Origin of the sequence: Acinetobacter sp. AS5, assembly GCF_048957595.1 — a bacterium.
GTDB lineage: Bacteria > Pseudomonadota > Gammaproteobacteria > Pseudomonadales > Moraxellaceae > Acinetobacter.
Window position 1 is genome coordinate 1 of the sequence record NZ_JARDAL010000020.1, and the last position, 21447, is coordinate 21447.

21 protein-coding genes are annotated in these 21447 nt (G+C 41.1%); 9 read left to right on the forward strand and 12 right to left on the reverse strand.

From position 1 onward, the window contains the following. Nucleotides 1-89: 89 nt before the first annotated feature. The gene (locus PV763_RS07920; protein WP_420937607.1) at nucleotides 90-1472 is read right to left on the reverse strand and encodes a dihydrolipoyl dehydrogenase; all 1383 of its coding nucleotides are present in this window, start codon (nucleotides 1470-1472) and stop codon (nucleotides 90-92) included. Nucleotides 1473-1643: 171 nt separating this feature from the next. Between PV763_RS07920 and PV763_RS07925 the strand changes: the two genes are divergently transcribed. Next, the gene (locus PV763_RS07925) at nucleotides 1644-6767 is read left to right on the forward strand and encodes a hypothetical protein (RefSeq protein ID WP_420937608.1); all 5124 of its coding nucleotides are present in this window, start codon (nucleotides 1644-1646) and stop codon (nucleotides 6765-6767) included. A 187-nt stretch (nucleotides 6768-6954) separates the two neighbouring features. Here the strand turns inward: PV763_RS07925 and PV763_RS07930 are convergent, their stop codons facing one another. Together PV763_RS07930 and PV763_RS07935 are read right to left on the reverse strand one after the other, a co-directional pair. Continuing rightward, nucleotides 6955-7377, reverse strand: a complete 423-nt coding sequence (locus PV763_RS07930) for a beta-lactamase hydrolase domain-containing protein (protein WP_005252921.1) — start codon at nucleotides 7375-7377, stop codon at nucleotides 6955-6957. After that, nucleotides 7370-7705, reverse strand: a complete 336-nt coding sequence (locus PV763_RS07935) for a TIGR01244 family sulfur transferase (RefSeq protein WP_004281596.1) — start codon at nucleotides 7703-7705, stop codon at nucleotides 7370-7372. The genes PV763_RS07930 and PV763_RS07935 overlap by 8 nt, the downstream gene beginning before the upstream one ends. Nucleotides 7706-7830: 125 nt before the next feature. Between PV763_RS07935 and PV763_RS07940 the strand changes: the two genes are divergently transcribed. The 3 genes from PV763_RS07940 to PV763_RS07950 are packed head-to-tail and all read left to right on the forward strand — an operon-like array spanning nucleotide 7831 to nucleotide 9605. Further along, nucleotides 7831-8727, forward strand: a complete 897-nt coding sequence (locus PV763_RS07940; RefSeq protein WP_420937609.1) for an alpha/beta hydrolase — start codon at nucleotides 7831-7833, stop codon at nucleotides 8725-8727. Continuing rightward, the gene (trxC, locus tag PV763_RS07945) at nucleotides 8728-9159 is read left to right on the forward strand and encodes a thioredoxin TrxC (protein WP_004281598.1); all 432 of its coding nucleotides are present in this window, start codon (nucleotides 8728-8730) and stop codon (nucleotides 9157-9159) included. Between the two features lie 5 nt (nucleotides 9160-9164). Continuing rightward, a complete protein-coding gene (locus tag PV763_RS07950; RefSeq protein ID WP_153566559.1) occupies nucleotides 9165-9605 on the forward strand; it encodes an acyl-CoA thioesterase in 441 nt (146 codons plus the stop codon). Between the two features lie 59 nt (nucleotides 9606-9664). On the opposite strand, the gene PV763_RS07955 is transcribed toward PV763_RS07950, so the two are convergent. Beyond that, nucleotides 9665-10168, reverse strand: coding sequence for a DUF4442 domain-containing protein (locus PV763_RS07955; RefSeq protein WP_005252918.1), 504 nt, complete (start codon nucleotides 10166-10168; stop codon nucleotides 9665-9667). A gap of 28 nt (nucleotides 10169-10196) precedes the next feature. Beyond that, entirely contained in the window at nucleotides 10197-10685 is a 489-nt protein-coding gene (locus tag PV763_RS07960) for a YajQ family cyclic di-GMP-binding protein (RefSeq protein WP_004281601.1), read from the reverse strand. A gap of 91 nt (nucleotides 10686-10776) precedes the next feature. On the opposite strand from PV763_RS07960, the gene PV763_RS07965 reads away from it, so the two are divergent. After that, a complete protein-coding gene (locus PV763_RS07965) occupies nucleotides 10777-11091 on the forward strand; it encodes a rhodanese-like domain-containing protein (protein ID WP_005101788.1) in 315 nt (104 codons plus the stop codon). A 164-nt stretch (nucleotides 11092-11255) separates the two neighbouring features. Here PV763_RS07965 and mnmC read toward each other — a convergent pair whose 3' ends face one another. From mnmC to PV763_RS07985, 4 genes are read right to left on the reverse strand one after another with little or no spacing between them, the layout of a single operon-like run. Further along, nucleotides 11256-13154: an FAD-dependent 5-carboxymethylaminomethyl-2-thiouridine(34) oxidoreductase MnmC gene (gene mnmC / locus PV763_RS07970; protein ID WP_420937610.1), complete on the reverse strand. Its 1899-nt coding sequence runs from the start codon at nucleotides 13152-13154 to the stop codon at nucleotides 11256-11258. A 39-nt stretch (nucleotides 13155-13193) separates the two neighbouring features. Next, a complete protein-coding gene (locus PV763_RS07975; RefSeq protein ID WP_216986309.1) occupies nucleotides 13194-13703 on the reverse strand; it encodes a hypothetical protein in 510 nt (169 codons plus the stop codon). 5 nt (nucleotides 13704-13708) lie between these two features. After that, complete coding sequence (locus PV763_RS07980) at nucleotides 13709-14011, reverse strand: YciI family protein (RefSeq protein WP_420937611.1); 303 nt, start codon at nucleotides 14009-14011, stop codon at nucleotides 13709-13711. A gap of 28 nt (nucleotides 14012-14039) precedes the next feature. Then, the gene (locus tag PV763_RS07985) at nucleotides 14040-14651 is read right to left on the reverse strand and encodes a septation protein IspZ (protein WP_004281606.1); all 612 of its coding nucleotides are present in this window, start codon (nucleotides 14649-14651) and stop codon (nucleotides 14040-14042) included. Between the two features lie 44 nt (nucleotides 14652-14695). On the opposite strand from PV763_RS07985, the gene PV763_RS07990 reads away from it, so the two are divergent. Next, nucleotides 14696-15547 carry a PHP domain-containing protein gene (locus PV763_RS07990; protein WP_005252914.1) on the forward strand — a complete coding sequence of 284 codons (852 nt, stop codon included), beginning with the start codon at nucleotides 14696-14698 and terminating at the stop codon, nucleotides 15545-15547. An 84-nt stretch (nucleotides 15548-15631) separates the two neighbouring features. On the opposite strand, the gene PV763_RS07995 is transcribed toward PV763_RS07990, so the two are convergent. Together PV763_RS07995 and radC are read right to left on the reverse strand one after the other, a co-directional pair. Continuing rightward, nucleotides 15632-16543 (reverse strand): bestrophin family protein, encoded by a 912-nt coding sequence (locus tag PV763_RS07995; RefSeq protein ID WP_114541813.1) that lies wholly within the window; start codon nucleotides 16541-16543, stop codon nucleotides 15632-15634. A gap of 65 nt (nucleotides 16544-16608) precedes the next feature. Then, entirely contained in the window at nucleotides 16609-17310 is a 702-nt protein-coding gene (radC, locus tag PV763_RS08000) for a RadC family protein (RefSeq protein ID WP_420937612.1), read from the reverse strand. A gap of 113 nt (nucleotides 17311-17423) precedes the next feature. Between radC and coaBC the strand changes: the two genes are divergently transcribed. After that, on the forward strand, nucleotides 17424-18698 hold the full coding sequence (gene coaBC, locus PV763_RS08005; protein WP_420937613.1) for a bifunctional phosphopantothenoylcysteine decarboxylase/phosphopantothenate--cysteine ligase CoaBC: 1275 nt from the start codon (nucleotides 17424-17426) through the stop codon (nucleotides 18696-18698). Between the two features lie 229 nt (nucleotides 18699-18927). Next, nucleotides 18928-19440: a hypothetical protein gene (locus PV763_RS08010; protein ID WP_005252911.1), complete on the forward strand. Its 513-nt coding sequence runs from the start codon at nucleotides 18928-18930 to the stop codon at nucleotides 19438-19440. A gap of 50 nt (nucleotides 19441-19490) precedes the next feature. Here the strand turns inward: PV763_RS08010 and dusA are convergent, their stop codons facing one another. Then, the gene (dusA, locus tag PV763_RS08015; protein ID WP_420937614.1) at nucleotides 19491-20516 is read right to left on the reverse strand and encodes a tRNA dihydrouridine(20/20a) synthase DusA; all 1026 of its coding nucleotides are present in this window, start codon (nucleotides 20514-20516) and stop codon (nucleotides 19491-19493) included. 274 nt (nucleotides 20517-20790) lie between these two features. On the opposite strand from dusA, the gene PV763_RS08020 reads away from it, so the two are divergent. Then, nucleotides 20791-21435 (forward strand): hypothetical protein, encoded by a 645-nt coding sequence (locus PV763_RS08020; protein ID WP_420937615.1) that lies wholly within the window; start codon nucleotides 20791-20793, stop codon nucleotides 21433-21435. Nucleotides 21436-21447: the final 12 nt, after the last annotated feature.

A 21447-nucleotide genomic window follows, 5' to 3' on the forward strand; every position in this document is an offset into this window, starting at 1 on the left:
TAGCTAAAATTTTACGTCTAAAATGTTCTGAATAACTCATTGCACCATTGTATTGGTTTTATAATGATTTGACTATAGTTGCAACTCTTTTATGACAAGCCATCAAACTGACGTCGAGCATGTTTAAAGGCGGTTCTAAGACCTTCTTCCAGCGTAGGGTGATAAAAGGGTTTCTTTAGGATCTGGTGAATATCCTGATCGGCATCAATCATCCAAGCTAATAAATGGGCCAGATGTTCTGCTTGTGAACAGAAGAGTTCTGCACCGAGTAATTTACCTGAGTTTTTATCAATATAAACTTCTACTCCACCTAAGTTCTCTGCCAAAACTAGGGCACGTCCTTGGTTTTCATAAGAGACGAATCCCCGAATAAATTCGACGTGTTGATCTTCTAGCTGTTTAAAACTTTTTCCGACAATCGCCATTCCAGGATGACAAAATACAATCGCCAATGGGGTTAAGGCAGGAATAGGCTTTACATCCGGATAATTTAAACAGTTATAAACCGCCTGTTTACCCGCATGCGCGGCTTCATGTTGAATGGGTGCATCAGGTGCGGCATCACCCACTATAAATATAGGTAGGTCTGCAAGTTGTTTGGTTTCTTTATCGATAGGAAGGTTCTTGATATCCTTGAATGTGGAATTTAGCTGATCTAGACCTAAATGATTTATATTGCTTTGCCGACCTGTGGCACCTAAAACATATTCAACTTCAATACTCTTAGTCTGATCATTTTCTGTAAAATTAATCTTTATTTTATCAGTTTGGATCTCAATCTCATCTGGTAAGGTTTTAAATTTGATATTGAGTTCTTTACTTAATTGCTCTTGTGCTAGTTTTTGTAAGATCGGGCTAGTTAAAGCACCTACTTTTTGGCTACGCGCAAACATCGTGGTTTTTACACCTAGTCGTTGCATGGCTTGAGCTAATTCAATTGCAATGATGCCACTCCCGATCACCGCTAAAGACTTAGGTAATTGGGAAAATTCAAATATTTCATTGGAAGTAATGTATTTTTCTCTTAATTTTTGTTTTAAAGTTTCATTAATATTGGGCCGTGAGCCTACTGCGACAATAAAACTTTTGGCCTGATAGGATTGTCCATTGACTTCGATCGTTTGGGGATCAACAAATTTGGCTTTTCCGGAAATTTTATGTGAGCTGTCCCATTGATCGACACCTTTCAAGGTTGCACGAATAAAACGTTCTCTAAAGACATGCACACGTTGCATAACATCTGAAGTATCAATGACAGCGTTATGCTTTAAAGCAAGTTCTTCAGCAGTTTGAATATCATGCATGCGATTTGCAGATGAGATCAGCAGTTTGCTTGGCATACAACCTACACGTGCACAGGTGGTATCCCAGGGGCCATCATTGATAATTAAAATATTCTGAGTATGTTTGATGGCTTCGTTATAAGCACTGATTCCTGCAGTGCCTGCGCCGATGATGATGAGGTCATGCATAAAATGTTTACTCAGTTCTCAACAACTAACTATTTACCTTAATATTTACAATGTTTTCGATGTAAATTATGTAACTACATTGCTTATTTTTGCTAATTTGAGTAAATTTTGTATAAAAGCCAGAAGACTAACTTTATGGCAGCTTAAATATTATATCTAGTGGGAAAAATCATGAGTTTGTTTATAAATTTAAAAAAATTAGGGGTAAACACAACAGTTTTAGCGACATCAATTTCATTGGTCGCTTGTGGCGGTGGGGGAAGTGATGGTTACTACAATAATGGTTCTCCAAGTGGCAATACTGGGGAAGGGAATACAAGTGATAACAATCAATCAGAAACAGATACTTCAAAGGTAGCAAATAGTCTTAGTATTTCATTACAAGATATTGAAGGCAAACCTTTACAGATTGCTCAAGATAATAGTCAAGTCAAAATAGCAGTTAAAGTATTAAATATAGATAAAGGTGGAATCGCAGGTAAAGATGTACGTTTAAGTATTGGCGGAGAAGATTTGGGGGTAGAAAGTACTAACTCTAAAGTTTCTTCAGATGAAAATGGGGTTGCATTATTTACATTAAATATTCCTGCATTACAAACTGATACTGGAAAGGTTCAACTAACAGCAAAGGTTGAAGGAACTACAGTCTCAATTCCTTATACATTGAATATCAAAAAAACAAGTACAATTATCAGTGATTATAATCTTAATGTACCACAAGGTTTAGTGTTAAATTTGCCAAAAGGCTCTACTGACGTTGTAGTACAAGTAACGGATGCCAAAAGTGGTGCAAAAGTTGGTCAGACTGTTGAATTAACTTTACCTCCTGAAATGAATGGTAAATTTATAGTTGAAACAGGTTCATCAGTAACAACAGATACTCAAGGTAAAGCGACTTTTAAAATTAGTGCAAATCCGAATCTGACATCAGATGATATTGCAAATTTTGTTGAAAGTTCACAAAAACTAAGTTTTAAGTTAATTGATGAGTATCGTGCTGAAAAAAATGCAGTAACGTCTCTTACATTTAAAGATATTTCAAGTGTAGTAAATAAACTCGAAATTATTACACCAGAAGATTCTATTGCAGCCAAAGATGGCACAGCAAAAATTCTCGTATTTGCAAAAAATAGTGCAGGAAATGTTTTAAAAAATACCCAAGTCAAGTTAGCTGTAGATGCAATCGCGAAATATTATGGGGTCCAACTTGATAAAAATGAGGCTACAACAAATTCAGAAGGTTATGCTGAGTTCACTTTAAAGAGTAACTCGAATTATCCAATTGCTCTTTCACAAAGAGGAATTGAGCTTACTGCCACATACGAAAATAATCCGGATATTAATGGTAAAGCAACGGTACAGGTCGTAACTGCTGATAGTAGTGTAAATAATCAAGAGGCAATTCAGCGTTTAGAAATCGCATCTGCATATAAAGTGAATGCAGTTAATGATAGTGTCGAAATTAAAGTTAAAGCAATAAATTATAAAGGATTAGGGGCTTCTAAGGGTAATATCACTCTCAGCTTGAATGCAGGGGCAACATCTAATGGTGTTACTTTTGATGGTGCTGCAACTCGTGATGTAGATCCAAATGGCTTTGTAACTTTTAAGCTTAAGACAATTTCTCTGACACCAACACCTACACAAAAGGCAATTGATGCTTTAATTGATGCTGGTATTGAAGCAACTTTTACTGCAGATAATGGTGCAAGCAATAAGATTAATATTATTGTAGATAATGAAATTGTCTCTGAAAAAACAATTGATTATTTACAGATCGATCCAATATTAAATACCTTTGACTATAAAAAAGATCAAACTATTACAGTAAAAGTTAAAGCTCTTGATGAAAAAGGTAGTCCTTTAATCGGTGAAAAATTACAATTAAATAAGAATACACAATTTCAAAGCTTGGGTTTAAGCTTAAATGGTAATGCAGAAGCAGCAACACGTGATGATGGCTATGCAATATTTGAACTAGATTATAAGTATAATGGGTCTGAGCCTCAAAGAATTGCTGCTGAACAAGGTATAAATATAGTTTTCTCTGCAGTTAGAGACAGTAAAAAAACTCAATCTATTAAACTTAACTTTGCTACACAAGCTAAGCCAGAACTGGACTATTTAACTGTTGATACTGACGGGATAAAATCTATTATCTTGGGTGTAGAAAAAATAGTAACAGTACGAGTGGCTGCAGTTGATAAAAATGGAGATGCCTTAGCAAATCAATTAGTAAACTTAAATGTGAAAGACAATATTTCACTAACTAAAGGTGTTTCTTATGCCTCACCAACCGAGGTGACAACAGATAGTAATGGCTTGGCTGTATTTAGCTTAAAAGTTAAAGCACAAAACCAAAGTGATTATGATGCCTTAATGAATGGTTTTGATATTGAAGTAACTCCTATCGGATCAGATACAAAAAAGATTAGTAGACATATTGAATTATCTGCATTTACAACTGATCCTGAAGCGAACAGTAAAGTCGCTCAATTAATGATTGATCCTATTACTAATGCATTTAGTTACGTTCAAAATCAAAATATTGTTATAAGAGCAAAAGCATTAGATGATAAAGGAAACCCACTCGTTAATGCACGTGTAAATATTGAATCATCCTTATCTAGTACAGATATGAAAGCTTTGCAATTAAGCCTTGTGAGTCAGGCTGAACAAGTTACAGATGCAGAAGGCTATGCGACATTTATATATAGTTATAAATATGATGGAACATCTACACAAGCTAATTTAGCGAAAGCAGGCGTAGAATTTACTATTCGTTCTGCTATTACTAATAAGGTAGATAATATTGCTATTAAATTTGCTACCTTACCAAAAGTGTTGGATTATTTTAATGTAAGTTTATCTCAATATGCCCTGGCTCTTGAGGGTGGGGAAAAAGTAATTAGTATCACAGTAGATGCTAAAGATATTAATGGGGATATTTTAGCTGGACAGCAGGTTTCAATTGGTTTAAATGATGCTGCATTACCAAATGGTATAAAGTTATTAACTCCAAGCTCACTTATTACTGATAATGCAGGTAAAGCTGTATTCCAAATAAGTATTGATCCAAAAACAGCTGAACAAATTGCAAATTTAGATGCAAATGATTTAACAATTGCAATTCTCGGTAAGCGCCCTGATGGTTCATCATATTCAGCAGTTCAAAAAGTTGAACTTTCGAAACCGGTTGAAGTATTACCAGACTTAGCTAATCTTCTGTTTACTACAATAGATGATAAACCATTAGATACAATTTCTGTACTTGGTGGTGAAACACGAGTTAAAGTTAAAGCAGTCGATGAAAATGGAAAACCAATTCCTAATACACCAATTGCAATTGCTTTATCTAGTCTCACTTCTAGTCGTGTGTCATTAAGCAATATACCAACTCAAACGAATAGTGAGGGTAAAGCTGAATTTACCGTGACCGTAGCCGAGGGAGAGTATGACCCTAGTTTGATCAAAAATGGCATTATCTTTGCTGTAGTAGGTACAAACTTAAATAATGGTGACCGTTTACAGCAAACAGGTGCAATTAATATTACTGCTCCTGCAAATGCGTTAAACCCACGTTTAACCTCAGATGTAAAAACAGTGACAGCTGGGCAAACAATTAAAGTGTATGCAGCTGTTAAAGATGAAATGGGAGTTAATACTGTTACAGGTACACCGATGCGATTAAGCTTGAATAAAGAAGCGATCGATGCTGGTGTTAAGTTAAAAGCCAATGGTGTTGATATAGAGGGTGTGCTTATACCAGCAGATAGTTCAATTGAATTTGCCTTAGAGGTACCAAAAGGTATAACGACGGATATATTACAATCTATTCGAGTTACAGGTGTAATTCGAGATCCAAAGGGTAATGAAATTCCTGCTATTTTAACGTTTACAGTTGAAGATGTCGAAAACCCAAACCATCTTGAAATCAATAGTTTTAAAAACACTTTGAATCCAGGTGATGACAGAACAGTTGTCGTTGTACGTTTACTCGATGCTTCTAATAATCCTGTACGTAATGAAGAAGTCACCTTGGCTGTACGTAAGACAAACACCACCACAGGTAAAAATGTAGGCTTTATTACTGAAGAAAATACTTCTGATGAAAATAATCATCCTTTACCAGAAAATATTGCTGAGAAATGGACTGTCAAAACTGATGAAGATGGACGAGGCTTCTTCACCCTATATATTCCAAAAGAAGGTTTTGATAAAGATGCTTTGATAGCAAGTGGTATTACCTTAGATGCAACTAATACTACGAATGGTATTGATGTGAAGCAGGTTCTTCATTTAAATGTTACAGATCCGACATCGACTACACCAAGACACAATATTTTCATCAAACCAGATCAATCAACTATTAATGTTGTCGATGGAACGGCAACTGTTAGCGTCAGTTTACGTGATCAGTTTGGTGGAGCAGTTTCTAATGAATATATTACATTGAATTTAAAGAACTCGAACTTCAATGGAGCTTATATTCAAGGCGCTTCCGGGATTGTGACAAATAATAATGGTGAAGCTAAATTCATCATTAAAATTGATGAAAGCTTACGTCGTAATTATACTGAGACTGCTTTTATCAATGAAGATTTGGAGCTGAGTGCAAGTTTTTCAGGTGCTACCCAAACTCATATACTGGATGTAGTCAGAAAATCTGTTAACAATCTAGTGATTAATATTACAGATAATCATTTAGAACCTGTAGCCAATGGTAATGCTTATGAGCAAACGTTAAAAGCTACAGTAAAAGATGAACTTGGAAATTTAGTAAAAGAACAGAATGTAAGCTTTGAAATTAAACCTCAAAGTTATATTAGAGGGCAAAATTTATGGGCATTAGCACCAACAAATTCCATAACTCCTCCAACTAGTGAAATGAAATGGGTGTTTGCTGGTCAAAGATATTATCAAGGTGATAATGCTGCTAATCCTGAATTAGTTAATCAGAGCTTGCACTGTAACTTTGCTGTAGATGTTACCCAAGTCACAAATGCGAATGTAGCATTAGATGTTGTTAAGTTTAAGGCAAGTAATGATGCGACATGGACTGGGGTTACAAATAATTCAGGTGAAATTAATTTTGTAATAACTTATCCAAAAACGTATGCTCAATGGTTAAATGTACGTATTGATGCTACAGCAGAATCAAATTCGTATAGAATGTCAAATAGTTATCCTCATCTTCTACGTAACCAGCAAGGTAATGATAAGAATTTCAATGGAATTTATTCGATTAATGCAATTAGTCCATTTGGTACAAATACTTCAGAGTGTACACCCTAAAATTTAATGAATTGTAGATAAAATTTACCTATAATTCAAAAAAAACAGCGCTTCGGCGCTGTTTTTTTATGGGAACTAAAATTTAAAAAACTAAATTGATGTTCCCATGCTCACACCCACAGTCGGCTTCAAATTCATCGAGTTACAGCCTGTAAAAGCCAAACTACAACATGCAATAATCAATAACTTATTCATGAATCAATCCTTGAGATTTAGCCTGATTAAACAAAGCTGCTGAACGTGTACCACTTCGGCAAACCATCAAAATCGGTTTAGGCAACTCATTATAATATCGAGCAAATTCTTCAATATTCGCCTGAGAAAGTTGGCCACTCATTACAGGCTGATAAATCACACTCACTTGAGATTTCTCTGCAATGGAGCGTAATTGACTCACCGTGACACTATTACCAGTTTCCTGATCAGGACGATTTACAATCACAGATTTGAAACCTTGTTGAATCAATTGCTGGAACTTGTTGGTGGTCATTTGCCCTGAAACACTGACTGTAGAGGTCAGTGCATGGCTTAGATTATTTGCAGCAACAACCAGTGAGGCACAGCTTAAACAGCTGGCCAGTACCACACCTTTCCAGAACAAATTAGTCATCCAGCAGATCCATCTGTTTTGCCAGTTGATATAAGTTATTCGAGCGGTTTCCAGTACGACAGAACATCAAGATCGGTTTTGGTAACTCATTATAGTGATTGGCAAAAGTGCGTACATCAAGCTCAGTAATCTGACCGGCTACTACTGGCTGGAATACATAATCCAGACCGGCATTGCGTGCAGCTTCCTCGATTTGTGCACTGGTCGGCTGCTCGGAACCCCCTTCCATGTCCGGACGGTTGTTGATAATCGATTTAAAACCTTTCTCAACCACTTGAGTTACGTGTTCCGGACCAATTTGACCAGCAAAACCTACATTTTCGCTCATGACGCCACTCCATCATTTCATTTATATCGATATGCTTTATGATAGCATTAAGCTGAAAACATGCTGAACCTGTTCTGAAATTTTTATAAATGATGATAACCATAAGATAACGCAATGGAGCGCGTATGCAGGCTTATACAGTTGAACCACTGTATGTTAAAAGCGGTCAGGACGTGATTGCTGCAGATTTTTATCGGCCTAAAAATATAGAAAAACCGGCCGTGATCTTGATGGCTCATGGTCTGGCTGCCTTACGTCAATTTAAACTGGTGCAATATGCCCAGCGTTTTGCCAGTGCCGGCTATGCGGTGGTTTTATTTGATTATCGCTATTGGGGTGGTAGCACCGGACGCCCGCGTGAACTGGTGTCGATTAATGCCCAGCTCGATGACTGGCGAACCATGATCAGACATATTCAGGAACGCAAATCGATTGACAGTAAACGGATTGTGCTCTGGGGTACGGCCTTAAGTGGTGGGCATATATTGACGCTTGCAGCGGAGCTGAAAAATATTCAGGCGGCGATGGTACAGGTACCTTTTGTCGATGGGGCTGAAAGTGCCCAACTATATCCTTTACAGCAACTCCCCAAGGCGCTTAAAGTTTCCAGTCAGGATTATATGGGGGCCAAGGTCGGTATGGCACCGAAGACCTTACCTGTGGTTGACCCGCATGAACTCTGTTTTATGCCGACGCAGGACAGTTATGAAGGCTATCTGTCGATTGTCAATCCGGATTATTACTGGAGTGGTCACATTCCTGCACGGGCATTCTTTCAGCTGATGCGTTATCGGCCAATTCAGGAAGTAAGAAAGATTAACATTCCAGTCCTGTTTATTGCGGCAAAACTGGATAGTCTGATTCCCATTGAATCCAGTCGTGAAGCTGCGACCAATATTGCACCATTTGTGCAATATCATGAGTGGAATATCCGGCATTTTGATATTTATCATGGGGAATGGTTTGAAAAAGCAGTTTCGACCCAATTAGAATTCTTACATCAACATATTGGAGTGCGCTAGATGATTATTGTATGTCCGGAATGTCTGGCCAAAAACCGTGTCCCTGAAGATAAACTCACTGCCAACCCTGCTTGTGGTCAATGTCATCAAGCCCTGATTCCACTGGTACCAATTGAGCTGAATGAGCAGAATTTCAGCCAGTTTGTCACGCATAGTGACTTGCCAATCCTGATTGATCTCTGGGCAGAATGGTGTGGTCCCTGTAAAATGATGGCACCGCATTTTGCGACGGTCGCGAAGCAATATCCAAATGTGGTTTTTGCAAAAATTGATACAGAAGCGAATCCTCGCTTAAGTTCGGCATTTAATGTTCGCAGTATTCCGACGCTGGTGTTGATGAATAAAAGCAACGAAATTGCTAGAATAAGCGGTGCATTACGGTCAAGCGAGCTGCAAAAATGGCTTGATCAGCAGTTAAATACCCAACCCTAATTCAAATGCCTGGAGTGAAAGTGTCAGATTCTCAAGTAAGACCAGAGGGGATTCTTTCCCTACAGACGATCGCAATGCCTGCAGATACCAACTGGAGTGGTGATGTCTTTGGTGGCTGGATCGTTTCACAAATGGACTTGGCAGGCGCGATTCACGCAGAGCGATTTTCAAAGGGACGTTGTGCCACGATTTCAATTAACCAGATGACGTTTCTGGTCCCGGTGAAAGTCGGGGACGTGATTAGTTGTTATACCAAAATTTTAAAAGTTGGCAAGACATCTATCCAGATGGAAATCGAGGTTTGGGACAGTCATGATGATTCACGCCCACCAATTCGGGTAACTGAAGGGGTGTTTACTTTCGTTGCGGTAGATGTCAAAGGTAACAAACGTCTGATTCCAGAAGAAGCAAAACAGAAGCTTTTAGAATCCCAAACAGCACAATGATGACTTGAAATAAAAAATCCCAGATTAATGATCTGGGGTTTTTTTTGTCTGTATTGATATCAGGTCTGCTTCAATTGCTTTTTGGCAATCCAGGCCCAGAGCATCTCGCATTGAATCGGTGCTTCACCTGATTCATCACTTACCATAACATGAACCAGTGTTTCACCTTTGTCTGAACTTTGCATAAGCCGTTGCTGTTCAGTAGTCAAGGTAGCAACTGCCGTCAGGGCACCTTTGGTCGGACGTTTAAAGTCTACTTTTAGACTCTTAATCAAAACCACTGCGCTATCCGGTACATTCATTGCGGTTACAAATCCTGTTGCTGTTTCTGCCAGCAGGGCCATTGCACATGCATGGATTTGTCCGATATGGTTCTGCATGGCTTTATGATTGGCCATACTTACTACCACTTTGGACGCACTCATTTCCTCATAACGAATCTTGGCAGAGCCGACCATCGGGACCACCCGGCCAAAAGTTTTACTTAACAAAGCAGTACGAATGCCTTGCGGTAATCGTGCAGTGGCTTTGACTAATCTGGCTAATCGGTTGTTCTTTGCCATAATTCCTTCTTCAAGACACAGGATAGTCTTAATCTTTAAAGTTATTGAACTGTAAAGGCAAACCAAATTGCTGTTCTTTCAAGAATGCCATTACTTGCTGCAAGGTATCGCGTTTTTTATCAGTCACACGAATCTTGTCGCCCTGAATAGAAGATTGCGCCTTAATCCCACTTTCTTTAATGGCTTTATTAATTTTTTTTGCGGTATCTGAGTCAAGACCATCTTTAAGCTTGATCACCTGAATCACATTTTTGCCAGAAGCCGTCATTTTTTGTGGGTCAAGCGCCTGAATATCGACTTTGCGTTTAAAGAAATGACTTTCCAGCATGCTATAGACTTGTTCACACTGGAAATCACTTTCAGTCGAGATTTTGATTTCCTTGTTTTTTTCATTCAGTTCAATAGAAACGTCCTGACCACGGAAATCGAAGCGGGTCGCAATTTCTTTTTGGGTGTTTTGAACTGCATGATTTACTTCAAAAATTTCTAATTCAGAAACAATATCGAAAGAAGGCATAGTTTAGACCTTTACAAAGGGAAAGAATATCTGAGATGCTAGGGATGTTTTCTTCATTTGCCAAGTGTTGTTTACATCAAAGGAGTGCGCAATGATCCGTAAACAAGAAATTACAACATTTGAGTTCCCAGAAAATGCAATTATCTGGGATGTACGCGATTCAAGTGCTTTTGCTGAAGCACACGTGAAAGGGGCGGTGAATCAGCCCATTAACGATCTTTCAGCAGAAAGCCTAACTCAGGTGTCAGCGGATCAACCCATTTACATCTTGTGTGGTGGGGGCAGTAAAGCTCCACGTGCTGCGGAAAAACTAGAGGGTTTTGACAGCTCACGTGAATATGTCATTCTGATGGGTGGTACTCGTGCTGCCCGTGATGCAGGCTTACCGCTTGAACAGGGTGTATAAGCATTCTGTCAAAAAAAAGCGCCGCAAGGCGCTTTTTTAATGGGTGAGATTTAATGCCTCCCAACCTCCCTTTTCTAAAGGGAGAAGCTACATCTATTCTATTTATTCATAAAAGTAGAGAAAAGTCCCCCCTTTTTTAAAGGGGGATTCATTCAAAATAGTAATTAAATTTGTAGCTTAAAATACGGTTTCTTCATTTTCACTTTCTTCTGAAAACGCGTCACACTGAGTTTTTTGACGAGACTCGATGGTATCGGACAGGCTTCTCCCAGAATCTGGGCTGCCAGAATTTCACTACAGAGCGGCGCAAACAGAAAACCTTTGGAGCCTAGACCGGCAAAGCTGTAAATTTCCTCATCCGCTTTCATCTTGCCGAGCAAGGGGAAATAATCCTGACTTTGCGCGCGTACCGAGGCACGACCTTGCCAGGTCTCGGTAGAAGCTAATGATTGTGCATATTCAGGAAAGACACTGTGGATCAGTTCGTAGTTGTGTACATGGTCTTCTGCCAGTACCTCTGCATCATCCCGACCTGGATAGAAAGAAGCGCCCAAGATCAGATGTTCTGCATCCAGTTGCATACAATAACCGCCATAGCTATAGGCAATATTTTCACTTAAAGGCTGGGCTTGATTATTCACCCAGCTGACCTGTCCGCGAATCGGTTTCAAAACCGGATAATCTGCAAAAAATTGTACTGTTTCTAGCGCAGTACAGACAATGACATGATCAAATTCACCTAGATTCTGTTCATTAGCAAATAGCTGAGGTTTTGTAACAGCTTCAATATGGCTAATTTTGGCCTGTTGATACTGAATATTCGGATGCTGCAAAATTTCATCACGCAATTGATGAGGTGAAACCGCACCAGCTGCTAACAGTTTTAAACTTCGAAATGCAGTTTGAATCTCTTGATCTTCTGTATCTTGTGCAGCAAGAATTTTTTTAGGATATTCGTCTGCCAATCCTAAAAGCTGTTCAGGATTTTTTAAGGCGAGTTGATTGACCTGAATTGGGCGGAAAGCCTTGAATTTTGCATAGTGCGTCAGAGCCTGTTGCCAGGCCAAGGTCATTAAATGCTCTGCACTTTGCTCAACCGGACAAAGTTTAGGATTGAGTAAGGCCAGTGGATTGCCAGAACCTCCGGAGAGTGGCGCTGACTGGTCGTAAATCGTAACCTGATGACCACGTTGAGCGAATGCCCAGGCCGCACTTAAACCCGCGATTCCAGCACCAATTACGGCAATCTGGCGAGGTCTGGTATTGGTCTCTGTCACTCGCTCAGTTTTTTTTTGAGTAATTTCTTGTATTAATGAACTCTCAGTCTCTTCAGCCGGATTCCAGATCGCTTTCAGCATTTCACGCTTATGCTTAAAACCACGTGGACGGGAAATTGAAATCCCATGATTTTTTAAGCCGCGTTTTAACACGCCAGCGACACTGAAAGAGGCGAAAGTTGTCCCAATCTCGGATAAACGTACAATATTATTTAAAACATTTTCTTCCCACATGTCCGGATTACAGGAAGGCGCAAAGCCATCCAGAAACCAGGCGTTTACCGGTGCAGTTTTTTCAATCATCGGGAAAACATCATGTGCATCACCCAGCCATAGATCCAGACTGAATCGTTTTTCAGGAAAACTGAGACGATGACAGCCGGAAATTGGCATCGGATATTGAGAGATGAGTTGATCGGCTAAAGGCTTGAGTTCTGGCCAGGCATTTAAGGCTCGAATCAGATCAGCTTTGGAAAGAGGAAATTTTTCAACTGAAATGGCATGCAGATGACTGTGATTATCCGGACGTACCTGTTGCCAGAGCTGCCACAGGGCCAGAATATTTAAACCAGTACCAAAACCCGTTTCACCCACACAGAAATATTCAAAAGGTTTTAAATCTGCCAGACGCGTACTGAGATCATTGCCATTTAAAAAGACATGCCGGGTTTCCAGCAAGCCATTGTCTTTGGAAAAATACACATCACCAAATTGCTTGGACACAGGCACATCAATGCCATCCACCAATTGCCAATCCAGATCGGCAGTTTGAATTGCGTGCGACAAAACGGGTACAACCTTAAAAATATCGGGAAGGACTATAGCTTACCATTGACGACGGCGTTTGGTATAAACATAGCTCGCGATCAGGAAGCCAAGCAATACACCGACAGCCAATGTTGCTGCACCGTAGAGGAACATCTGCGCACTGCGTTCACTTTGCAGCACCTGTACCTGCACCCCAAGATTATCATTCTTGAGCTGTAATTCTTGATTTTGCGATAGTGCTTCCAGATTGGCTTTTTCCAGTTGCTGCAAACGGGTGGCCTGATCTTTGACCAAAGCTTTCACCTTGGTATCTTGCTGGGCTTTGAGCTTGGCGATTTCTTCTGCAGTTAATGGCTTATTCTCGGCAGGTGGCACCGGCTGGGCAGAAGATGCTACGGCAGGAATAATGGCAGGTTTCGGCGTAGACTGGGTTTGGGCAGTCACCGCTGTCCCTTGAGGTTGTGCTGTCTGATTTTCCTGAGTCACAGGAGCAGGCGCAACTTCGACTGCCCATACTGGAGAAATCATAAAACATAGGCCAATGATACTGGCAGTAACAACACGCATGAACCTTATCCTTGAGGGAATGCTTTATTGAATGGTTTAACATCGATGTGTTCGTACACACCTTCTTTTAAGAAAGGTTCATCCTGTAGCCATGTATCCAGCGCTTCACGACTGTCAAAGTCGACAATAATGGTACTGCCATAAAAACCGGCCTGTGGATTGGCTGGATCCTTAGGCATGGCACCTGCAACAATCAGGCGGCCTTCAGCATTCAGCTTTTGCAAGCGGGCAAGATGTTGTGGACGAATCGCAAGACGTTTCTCCACTGTACCTTCCTGATCGGTACAGCTAACGACAAATAATGGCATGATGATTCTCAATCGTTTGTAGTTGGATTTATTCAGCAGTCTTAAAGTATTTACGCAATACAATAAACTGGATAATGATAAAGGAAAACATCACGATCATGTCACCGAATGCGGTAAATTCGCCCCAATATTTTCCATCCATCCACAAATAGGCGAAAAAGGTATGCAGAAATGACATCAGTACGAACATGGCAACCCAAGCATAGTTCAGCTTGAACCAGCCTTTTTCGCTTAGATTGAATACTGGACCAAATAACCGCTGGATCAGAGGCTTTTTATCCTTGCTAAACCAAGGGGATAAGAAAAAGACACCTGCAAAGACCAGATTCAATAACACGGCTTTCAGACGAATATAGAAATCATCGCTGAGGATCAGAGTGATGCCACCAAAAATCACCGTCATAAACAAGACAATCCATTGCTGCTTGTCCAGACGGAATTTTTGTATGACAAATAACGCACCATAGACGACCAACATGGAAATAATCAGACCTGTGGTTGCAACAAGAATATTATTATTGTCGACACCCCCCGCAGAACCGATCAATTGCAGCAATTGATGGTCAGTGTCTTTTGGATCTACAGTTTTATATAAATAAAAGAAAATAATGAGTGGCACAAAGTCTAAAAGTGCTTTCATGTTAGAGTATCTAAATCTGATCAAATAAATGTCATAGTATAGAGATGCACGGCGTAGATTTACATACACATAGTAATATTTCTGATGGAACTTTCAGTCCTCAGCAATTGGTCGAAGCGGCTGTGGAAAAACTTGTCCATACTTTGGCCCTGACGGATCATGACACCATGGACGGTTTGGTATTGGCGGAAGAAGCTGCCAAAAATCATGAGATTAAGATCATTTCCGGGGTGGAAATATCCAGCCAATGGTCACGTCCTGCCACCAAGAAAAACTATGGCGTGCATATCGTCGCGCTAAATATGCAAAATCCTGAGCCTTTACAAAAAGCCCTCAATCAGCAAAAGAAAATCCGGGCTGAACGTTCTAAACAGATTTGTGATCTGCTGGTTCCTTTAATTGGTGAAGATATTTATGCTGATGTACTGGTCAAAGTCGACCATATCCCTGATCGGGTGACACGGACCCATATTGCCAAAACGCTGGTAGAAAAGGGGATTGTGACGCGTCCGCAACAGGCTTTTGATAAATACATCAAGGAAGGTAAGAAAGCCTATGTCAAATTTGATGGCTTGAGTCTGGAAGATACCATTCAGGTAATTCATGAAAGTGGCGGCTTCGCCGTGCTGGCACATCCGACCAAATATGATTTATCTGCGACCAATATTCGCTACCTGATCGAGATCTTTGCCAAGTTCGGTGGAGATGCCGTCGAGCTGCCACCGGCGATTGAACCAAGTTCCACCCGGCAGATGGTGGATCGAATGATTACTGAATATGATCTTAAAGTTTCGATTGGCAGTGATTTTCATGGCGATCACATGCCCTGGATTAAACTGGGCAATGTCCCGAGTCTTAAACCGGGGCAGGTCGGGATTTGGGAGAGTTTTGTTTAGTCATTCCTTTACCTCGATCTTTTTCATTTGAGAGAAGATTTTCCCTTCGCTACTAATAACAAAGGGCGAGGAGAGAATTATAAATTAAAGCAAATTATGATCTTGAGCCTGAATCGGTGGTGGCGTCGGTTTACCTAAAGTCCCTAACAGTTCAATTTCAATCGTACGTACCATCGAGTCCAGCGGCAAGTCATTACTCTGAGTACCAAAAGGCTCTTCAATTTCCGAACTTAGAGCATCTAATCCTAAAAAGGTATAAGCCAAAATTCCAACCAGTAAAGGCGTAAACAGACCAAGCGTTGAACCTAAACTAAAAGGTAAAATAAAACAGAAAAAATAGACGGTACGATTGAGCAAGACCGAATAGGCAAAAGGCAAAGGCGTTGTTGCAATCCGGTCACAACCAGTCTGGACAATACTTAGTTCTGCTACATGATTATTCATCTGCATATAGATGATGTCGGAGATTTCACCTTCTTTGAGCGCCTGCATTAACTCCCATTGAATCAGGCTTAAGGTATATTGCGGCGCATTGGCCTGCTGATAGAGCTGGGTCACAGCCTGCTGGCTCATGCCGCTGGTTTCCACAAGTTCCGTCGGATTGGCTGTCTGATGGCGTAGCCGGTCACGGAGGACATTGGCAAAGACAATCACATGCTGAATTACACGTTCACGGCGACCTTGAGACAGCATCCGGCAATCACGGTCAAAATGACGTGAATTGGCAATCAAAATGCCCCAAAGTTTGCGCGCTTCCCACCAGCGGTCATAACAGGCCGAGTTCTTAAATCCGAGAAAGATCGACAGTACCACTCCAATCAGGGTAAAGCCGACCAGGGGTAATTCTGGAAAATGAAAATAACCAATATGTGACAAGCCACCGATGATGGCTGACATCAGCATCACTACGCCTAAAGGTGGCAAAACTTTAGGTAAAATCGTCCCCCGCCAAGAAAACAGCAGTTTAAAAACAGTCGGCTGGTCACGTACGATCATTTATTGGAATCATCACAATTTTTTTCATGATCTTGTGGAGTTGTGCCTGCTTTGTCAAGTGCTATTCAATACTGCATTTCCGGTTTGATGAGTTGCTGCTCAGCAAAGGAAAAGCTGCCCTCCAAAGCAATGATGCAATGGTCGATTAAATGGATATCTACCAGCTGGCAAGCCTGTTGAATCTGGCGGGTCAATGCCAGGTCAGCCTTGGATGGAGAGGGCCGACCCAGCGGATGATTATGTGCAATGACAATTGAGGTTGCCTGCTGGCTAATGGCATAACGTAGCAATTGATTAATAGAAATATCACATGCATTGATGGAGCCATAAAACAGTTTTTTAAAGGCAATTTTTCTTAAACTGGCATCCAGACACAGCACGGCAAACACTTCCTGAGTTTCACCGAGCAGTTCAAAACGTAAGTAATCTCTCAACCGCTTGGAATTGGTAAGTTCCAGTGCATCCTGTTTCAGGTGCTCGGCTATGTAACGCCGTCCCAGTTCCTTGACGGCCATCAGTTGGGTATATTTACTGATGCCCATGCCATGAAACTGGCTGACTTCCTGTAAAGGTGCATCGAGCAACGCAGTCAAATGACCAAAATGTTGAATCAGCAATCGCGCCAGATCAACTGCCGAATGTTGCTGGGAACCCGAACGCAGAAAGATGGCTAGTAGCTCGGCATCGGACAGACTTTCTGCGCCATATTGAATTAAGCGTTCTCGCGGCCGTTCTTGTTTCGGCCAGTTTTTAATAGAAAATTGCATAGTTATTAGACTTATTTATTATGAATTATCAGTTTTCCCGCAAGCTGATCTCTTGGGGATGCGATTATTTAATGCTATTGTGAGCCCCACTGCAACAGCAAGGTAATCTGTTCGTGAGCTTTGATCTAAGTGTAATTCCTCATAAAAATATCATTTTGGCCGTCACTGGCGGCATTGCTGCCTATAAAAGTGCAATTCTGGTCCGCCGTCTGAAAGATGCCGGATTTGATGTGCGGGTCGTCATGACTCACGGTGCACAGGCTTTTATTACACCTTTAACCTTTCAAGCCTTATCGGGCAATCCCGTACATACTGAATTGCTGGATACTGAAGCAGAAGCCGGCATGGGCCATATCGAGCTGGCACGTTGGGCTGATCTGTTACTGGTAGCACCGGCCAGCTGTGACACCTTGGCAAAAATTGCCGCAGGCCTGGCTGATGATCTGCTCAGTACTTTATATTTGGCGACGAAAGCACCAATCTGGGTGGCGCCTGCCATGAACCAGCAAATGTGGGCAGCCAAAGCAACCCAGCGCAATCTTGCGACACTGATCGAAGATGGTGTGCATGTGATCATGCCGGACGCGGGATCACAGGCTTGTGGTGATATAGGTTTGGGCCGGATGCCTGAGCCGGAAGATTTAGCGCATCAGGTGACTGAATATTTTCATAAAGCTCAACGTGCGATTGCGGAAAAATTTGGCCTGCTTGCTGGTAAACAAGTCACGATTACCGCAGGCCCGACCCGCGAAGCGATTGATCCAGTGCGCTATATTTCCAATCACAGTACCGGTAAAATGGGCTTTGCACTGGCTGCAGCCTGTTATGCGGCCGGAGCCAATGTGACCCTGATTGCAGGGCCGGTCAGTCTGGACACTCCAAATGGCGTGAAACGTAAGAATGTTTCTTCTGCCGTGCAAATGCTGAATGAAAGCATGCAAATGCTGGAAAATGGTTGTGATATCTTTATTGCGACAGCTGCAGTAGCCGATTATCGTGTGGCAGAAGTAGCCGAGCATAAAATCAAGAAAGCTGGTGATGAACTGAATGTAGCCTTGGTGAAAAATCCAGATATTGTCGCCACCATTGCCCAACAGGAAAAACGTCCATTTATGGTCGGCTTTGCTGCAGAAACTCGCAATATTGAAGAATATGCTGCCGGAAAGCTGGTTGCGAAAAAGCTGGATATGATTGCCTGCAATGATGTTTCACGTGCGGATATTGGTTTTGCTTCGGATGAAAATGCCATGACAGTATTCTTTGCCGAGCATTATCAGCTGGATAAACGTGATCTGGAAAAAGCCTCCAAGCAGGAGATTGCCCAGCAGTTGATCGAAGCCATTCATGATGCCTTGTATCGTGACCCATCCAGTGATGATAATTTTTAAAACGATCTGTATTGAAAAAACCCTGAATCCATCAGGGTTTTTTTATGGCTGATTTTTTATCATTAATTCAAAAAAACTATAGAAACCATAAATATTTAGTCTTAATCGAAGCGCTGTTTGTTTATTGTTTTTGCAAAAAAGCATAAAATGGGTCACAGAATAAGCAAAGATAAAAATACTGCATATATCGACTATAAGCAGGAAGTGGAAAGAAAAAAGAGGGGGCGCTATGAAAAAAATCATGATGTTATGGATGGTCGCCTGTCTGGCTGGATGCAGTTATTTTGTCTCGATGGATGAACTGGCCAGAAATATTCAAACGCAGATGCAACGTGAATTTAATTCCAATCGAGATTATCAACATTATCGTTTTACCGTAAAAAAAGTCAAAATTGTCCAGCGTCAGGGGAATGAGTTTCAGGCCATTTCTCATCTGAATTATCAGGGTGAGGAATATCCCATTCATGTAAAAGTCTTTAAGGTAGATGGCGGGTATAGTTGGTCGATTGAAGATGATGCCTTTGCTTTTATTGATGAAATTGAAATTGAAAAATATCGTCAGCAACTGGATCGGGAATTACAGCAACTGGCCTCAGCCTTGGATGATCTAGAGCCTGTAGATGAACCAAATCAGAATATCTCCGGCTCTCTGATCACACCAGTGGCTGAACCCGCATTACAAGATGTTTCTTATCAGGAAGAGCCGATTCCGGTCGGCAATATCACGGCGTATACGCAATAACTCATGTGCAATCGCTATAAAAAAGCACCGATCATCGGTGCTTTTTGTATTTAGGATTTAACTTGCTGATGTTCACGTACATAATCTTCGGTACGCTGCATGGCTTCCTGAATATTAAAGAGTGCAGTTTCTACATCTTTCAAGGTTTTAGCATTACCACCACTTAAAGCCTGACGCCATTTACGTGCACCCGGCAAGTTCTGGAACAGTCCCAAAATATGACGGGTAATAATGGATAAAGGTGCACCTTCGGCCATGCGCTGGGCAATATAAGGCAGCATCTGTTGCATAATGTCAAAACGGTCTGGTGCATCCAGCTTCCACAGTTGGCCCAGTTCAGCCAGTAAGTAAGGATTATGATAGGCTTCGCGGCCAATCATCACGCCATCCACATGTTTGAGATGTTCCAGCGTTTCGGCATAGGTTTTAATTCCGCCGTTGATCTCGATGAGCAGATCAGGACGATCCTGTTTTAAACGGTAGACATCTTCATAACGTAGGGGTGGCACGTCGCGGTTTTCTTTAGGTGATAGACCTTTTAATAAGGCAATCCGCGCATGCACGATAAAATTATTGCAGCCGGTTTTGGCCACGGTATCGACAAAATGCAGCATCTCTTCATAAGATTGCATATCATCAATTCCGATCCGGTGTTTTACGGTCACTGGAATATCCACCGCATGACGCATTTCAGCAATACATTCTGCGACTAGATCAGGCTCCGCCATCAGACAGGCACCAATTTTATTATTTTGTACCCGGTCACTTGGGCAACCTACATTTAAATTGACTTCGTTATAGCCCCAGTCCTGCGCCATCTTGGTACAGATTGCCAGATCTTTTGGATTCGAGCCGCCGAGTTGCAAAACGATTGGCTGCTCTTCCGCATTAAAGTCCAAATGACGTTTGGCATCACCATAAATGATCGCACCTGTGGTGACCATTTCAGTGTACATAATCACATTCGGGTTAAACAGACGTGCAAAGAAACGATAATCTTTGGTGGTCCAATCCATCATTGGCGCAACACTGATTCGTGGTTGAAGTTTATTTTCAATGGTGGTCAGATCAGTCATTCAAAATCACGCCTTAACGAAATGGAAGAAAGAAGAAGCAATTCATGCGATCACTCAGCTATTGGTTTTTGGCTTAAACTGGATCGGCTGACGTCGCAAAAAGAGGGCGTAATACTAGCATAAAATCAGAAAAACCACTCGGCGAACTTAAACCAAGCCAATAAATCCAGGGAATGAAACAAGAAATAAAATTGGAATTCCCAGTCAGGTTGGAATGGTATATTTTGATAGGAGAAAGATGAAGATAAAAATGCTAGAAATAAGGAGAATAATCATGTTGTTATTGGAGGAAATTTATAAAAGCCATAAAGCACAAAATTCGGCACATTTTAATCTAAGAATTCATCGGGGCTTAGGCTGGTTTAAAAAATCGCTAGACCTGGATCAGGATCTGGATTTTAAGTTTATCAGCCTGTGGATCAGCTTTCAGGCGATTTATGCAGATGATAGTGATCAGGTTCAAGATCAGAGCAAGCTGCAGCAGTTTCTGGAAACACTCTGCCAAAAGGATCTGGATCAGAAAATTAATCATATTCTCTGGGAAAAATATAACCAGCCGATCTGCTCACTCTTGGCCAATCCCTATGTGGAACAAAGCTTTTGGGATTATCGTCATCAAAAAATTAGTCTGGAAAGCTGTCAAGCTGATCTGGAAGCACAGAAACAGAATATAGAGAATGCTTTAAAAGAACGAAATTCTATCGAAATTTTAGCTGGAATATTTCAGCGTTTATCTACCTTGCACCATCAGATAATGCAGGGTGGCGCCACGTATCACAGCTCTCTGAATTATAAATCATTAGAGGAGAGCTGCCGGATCCTGGCAGCCTTATTGCCGGTTTTTATCTGTATTTTATTGGAAAATTCACAAACTCTTGATCTGAATAAGCCTTATTATCCGGCGGCGCAAGTCAGCTAAATATAGTCAAAA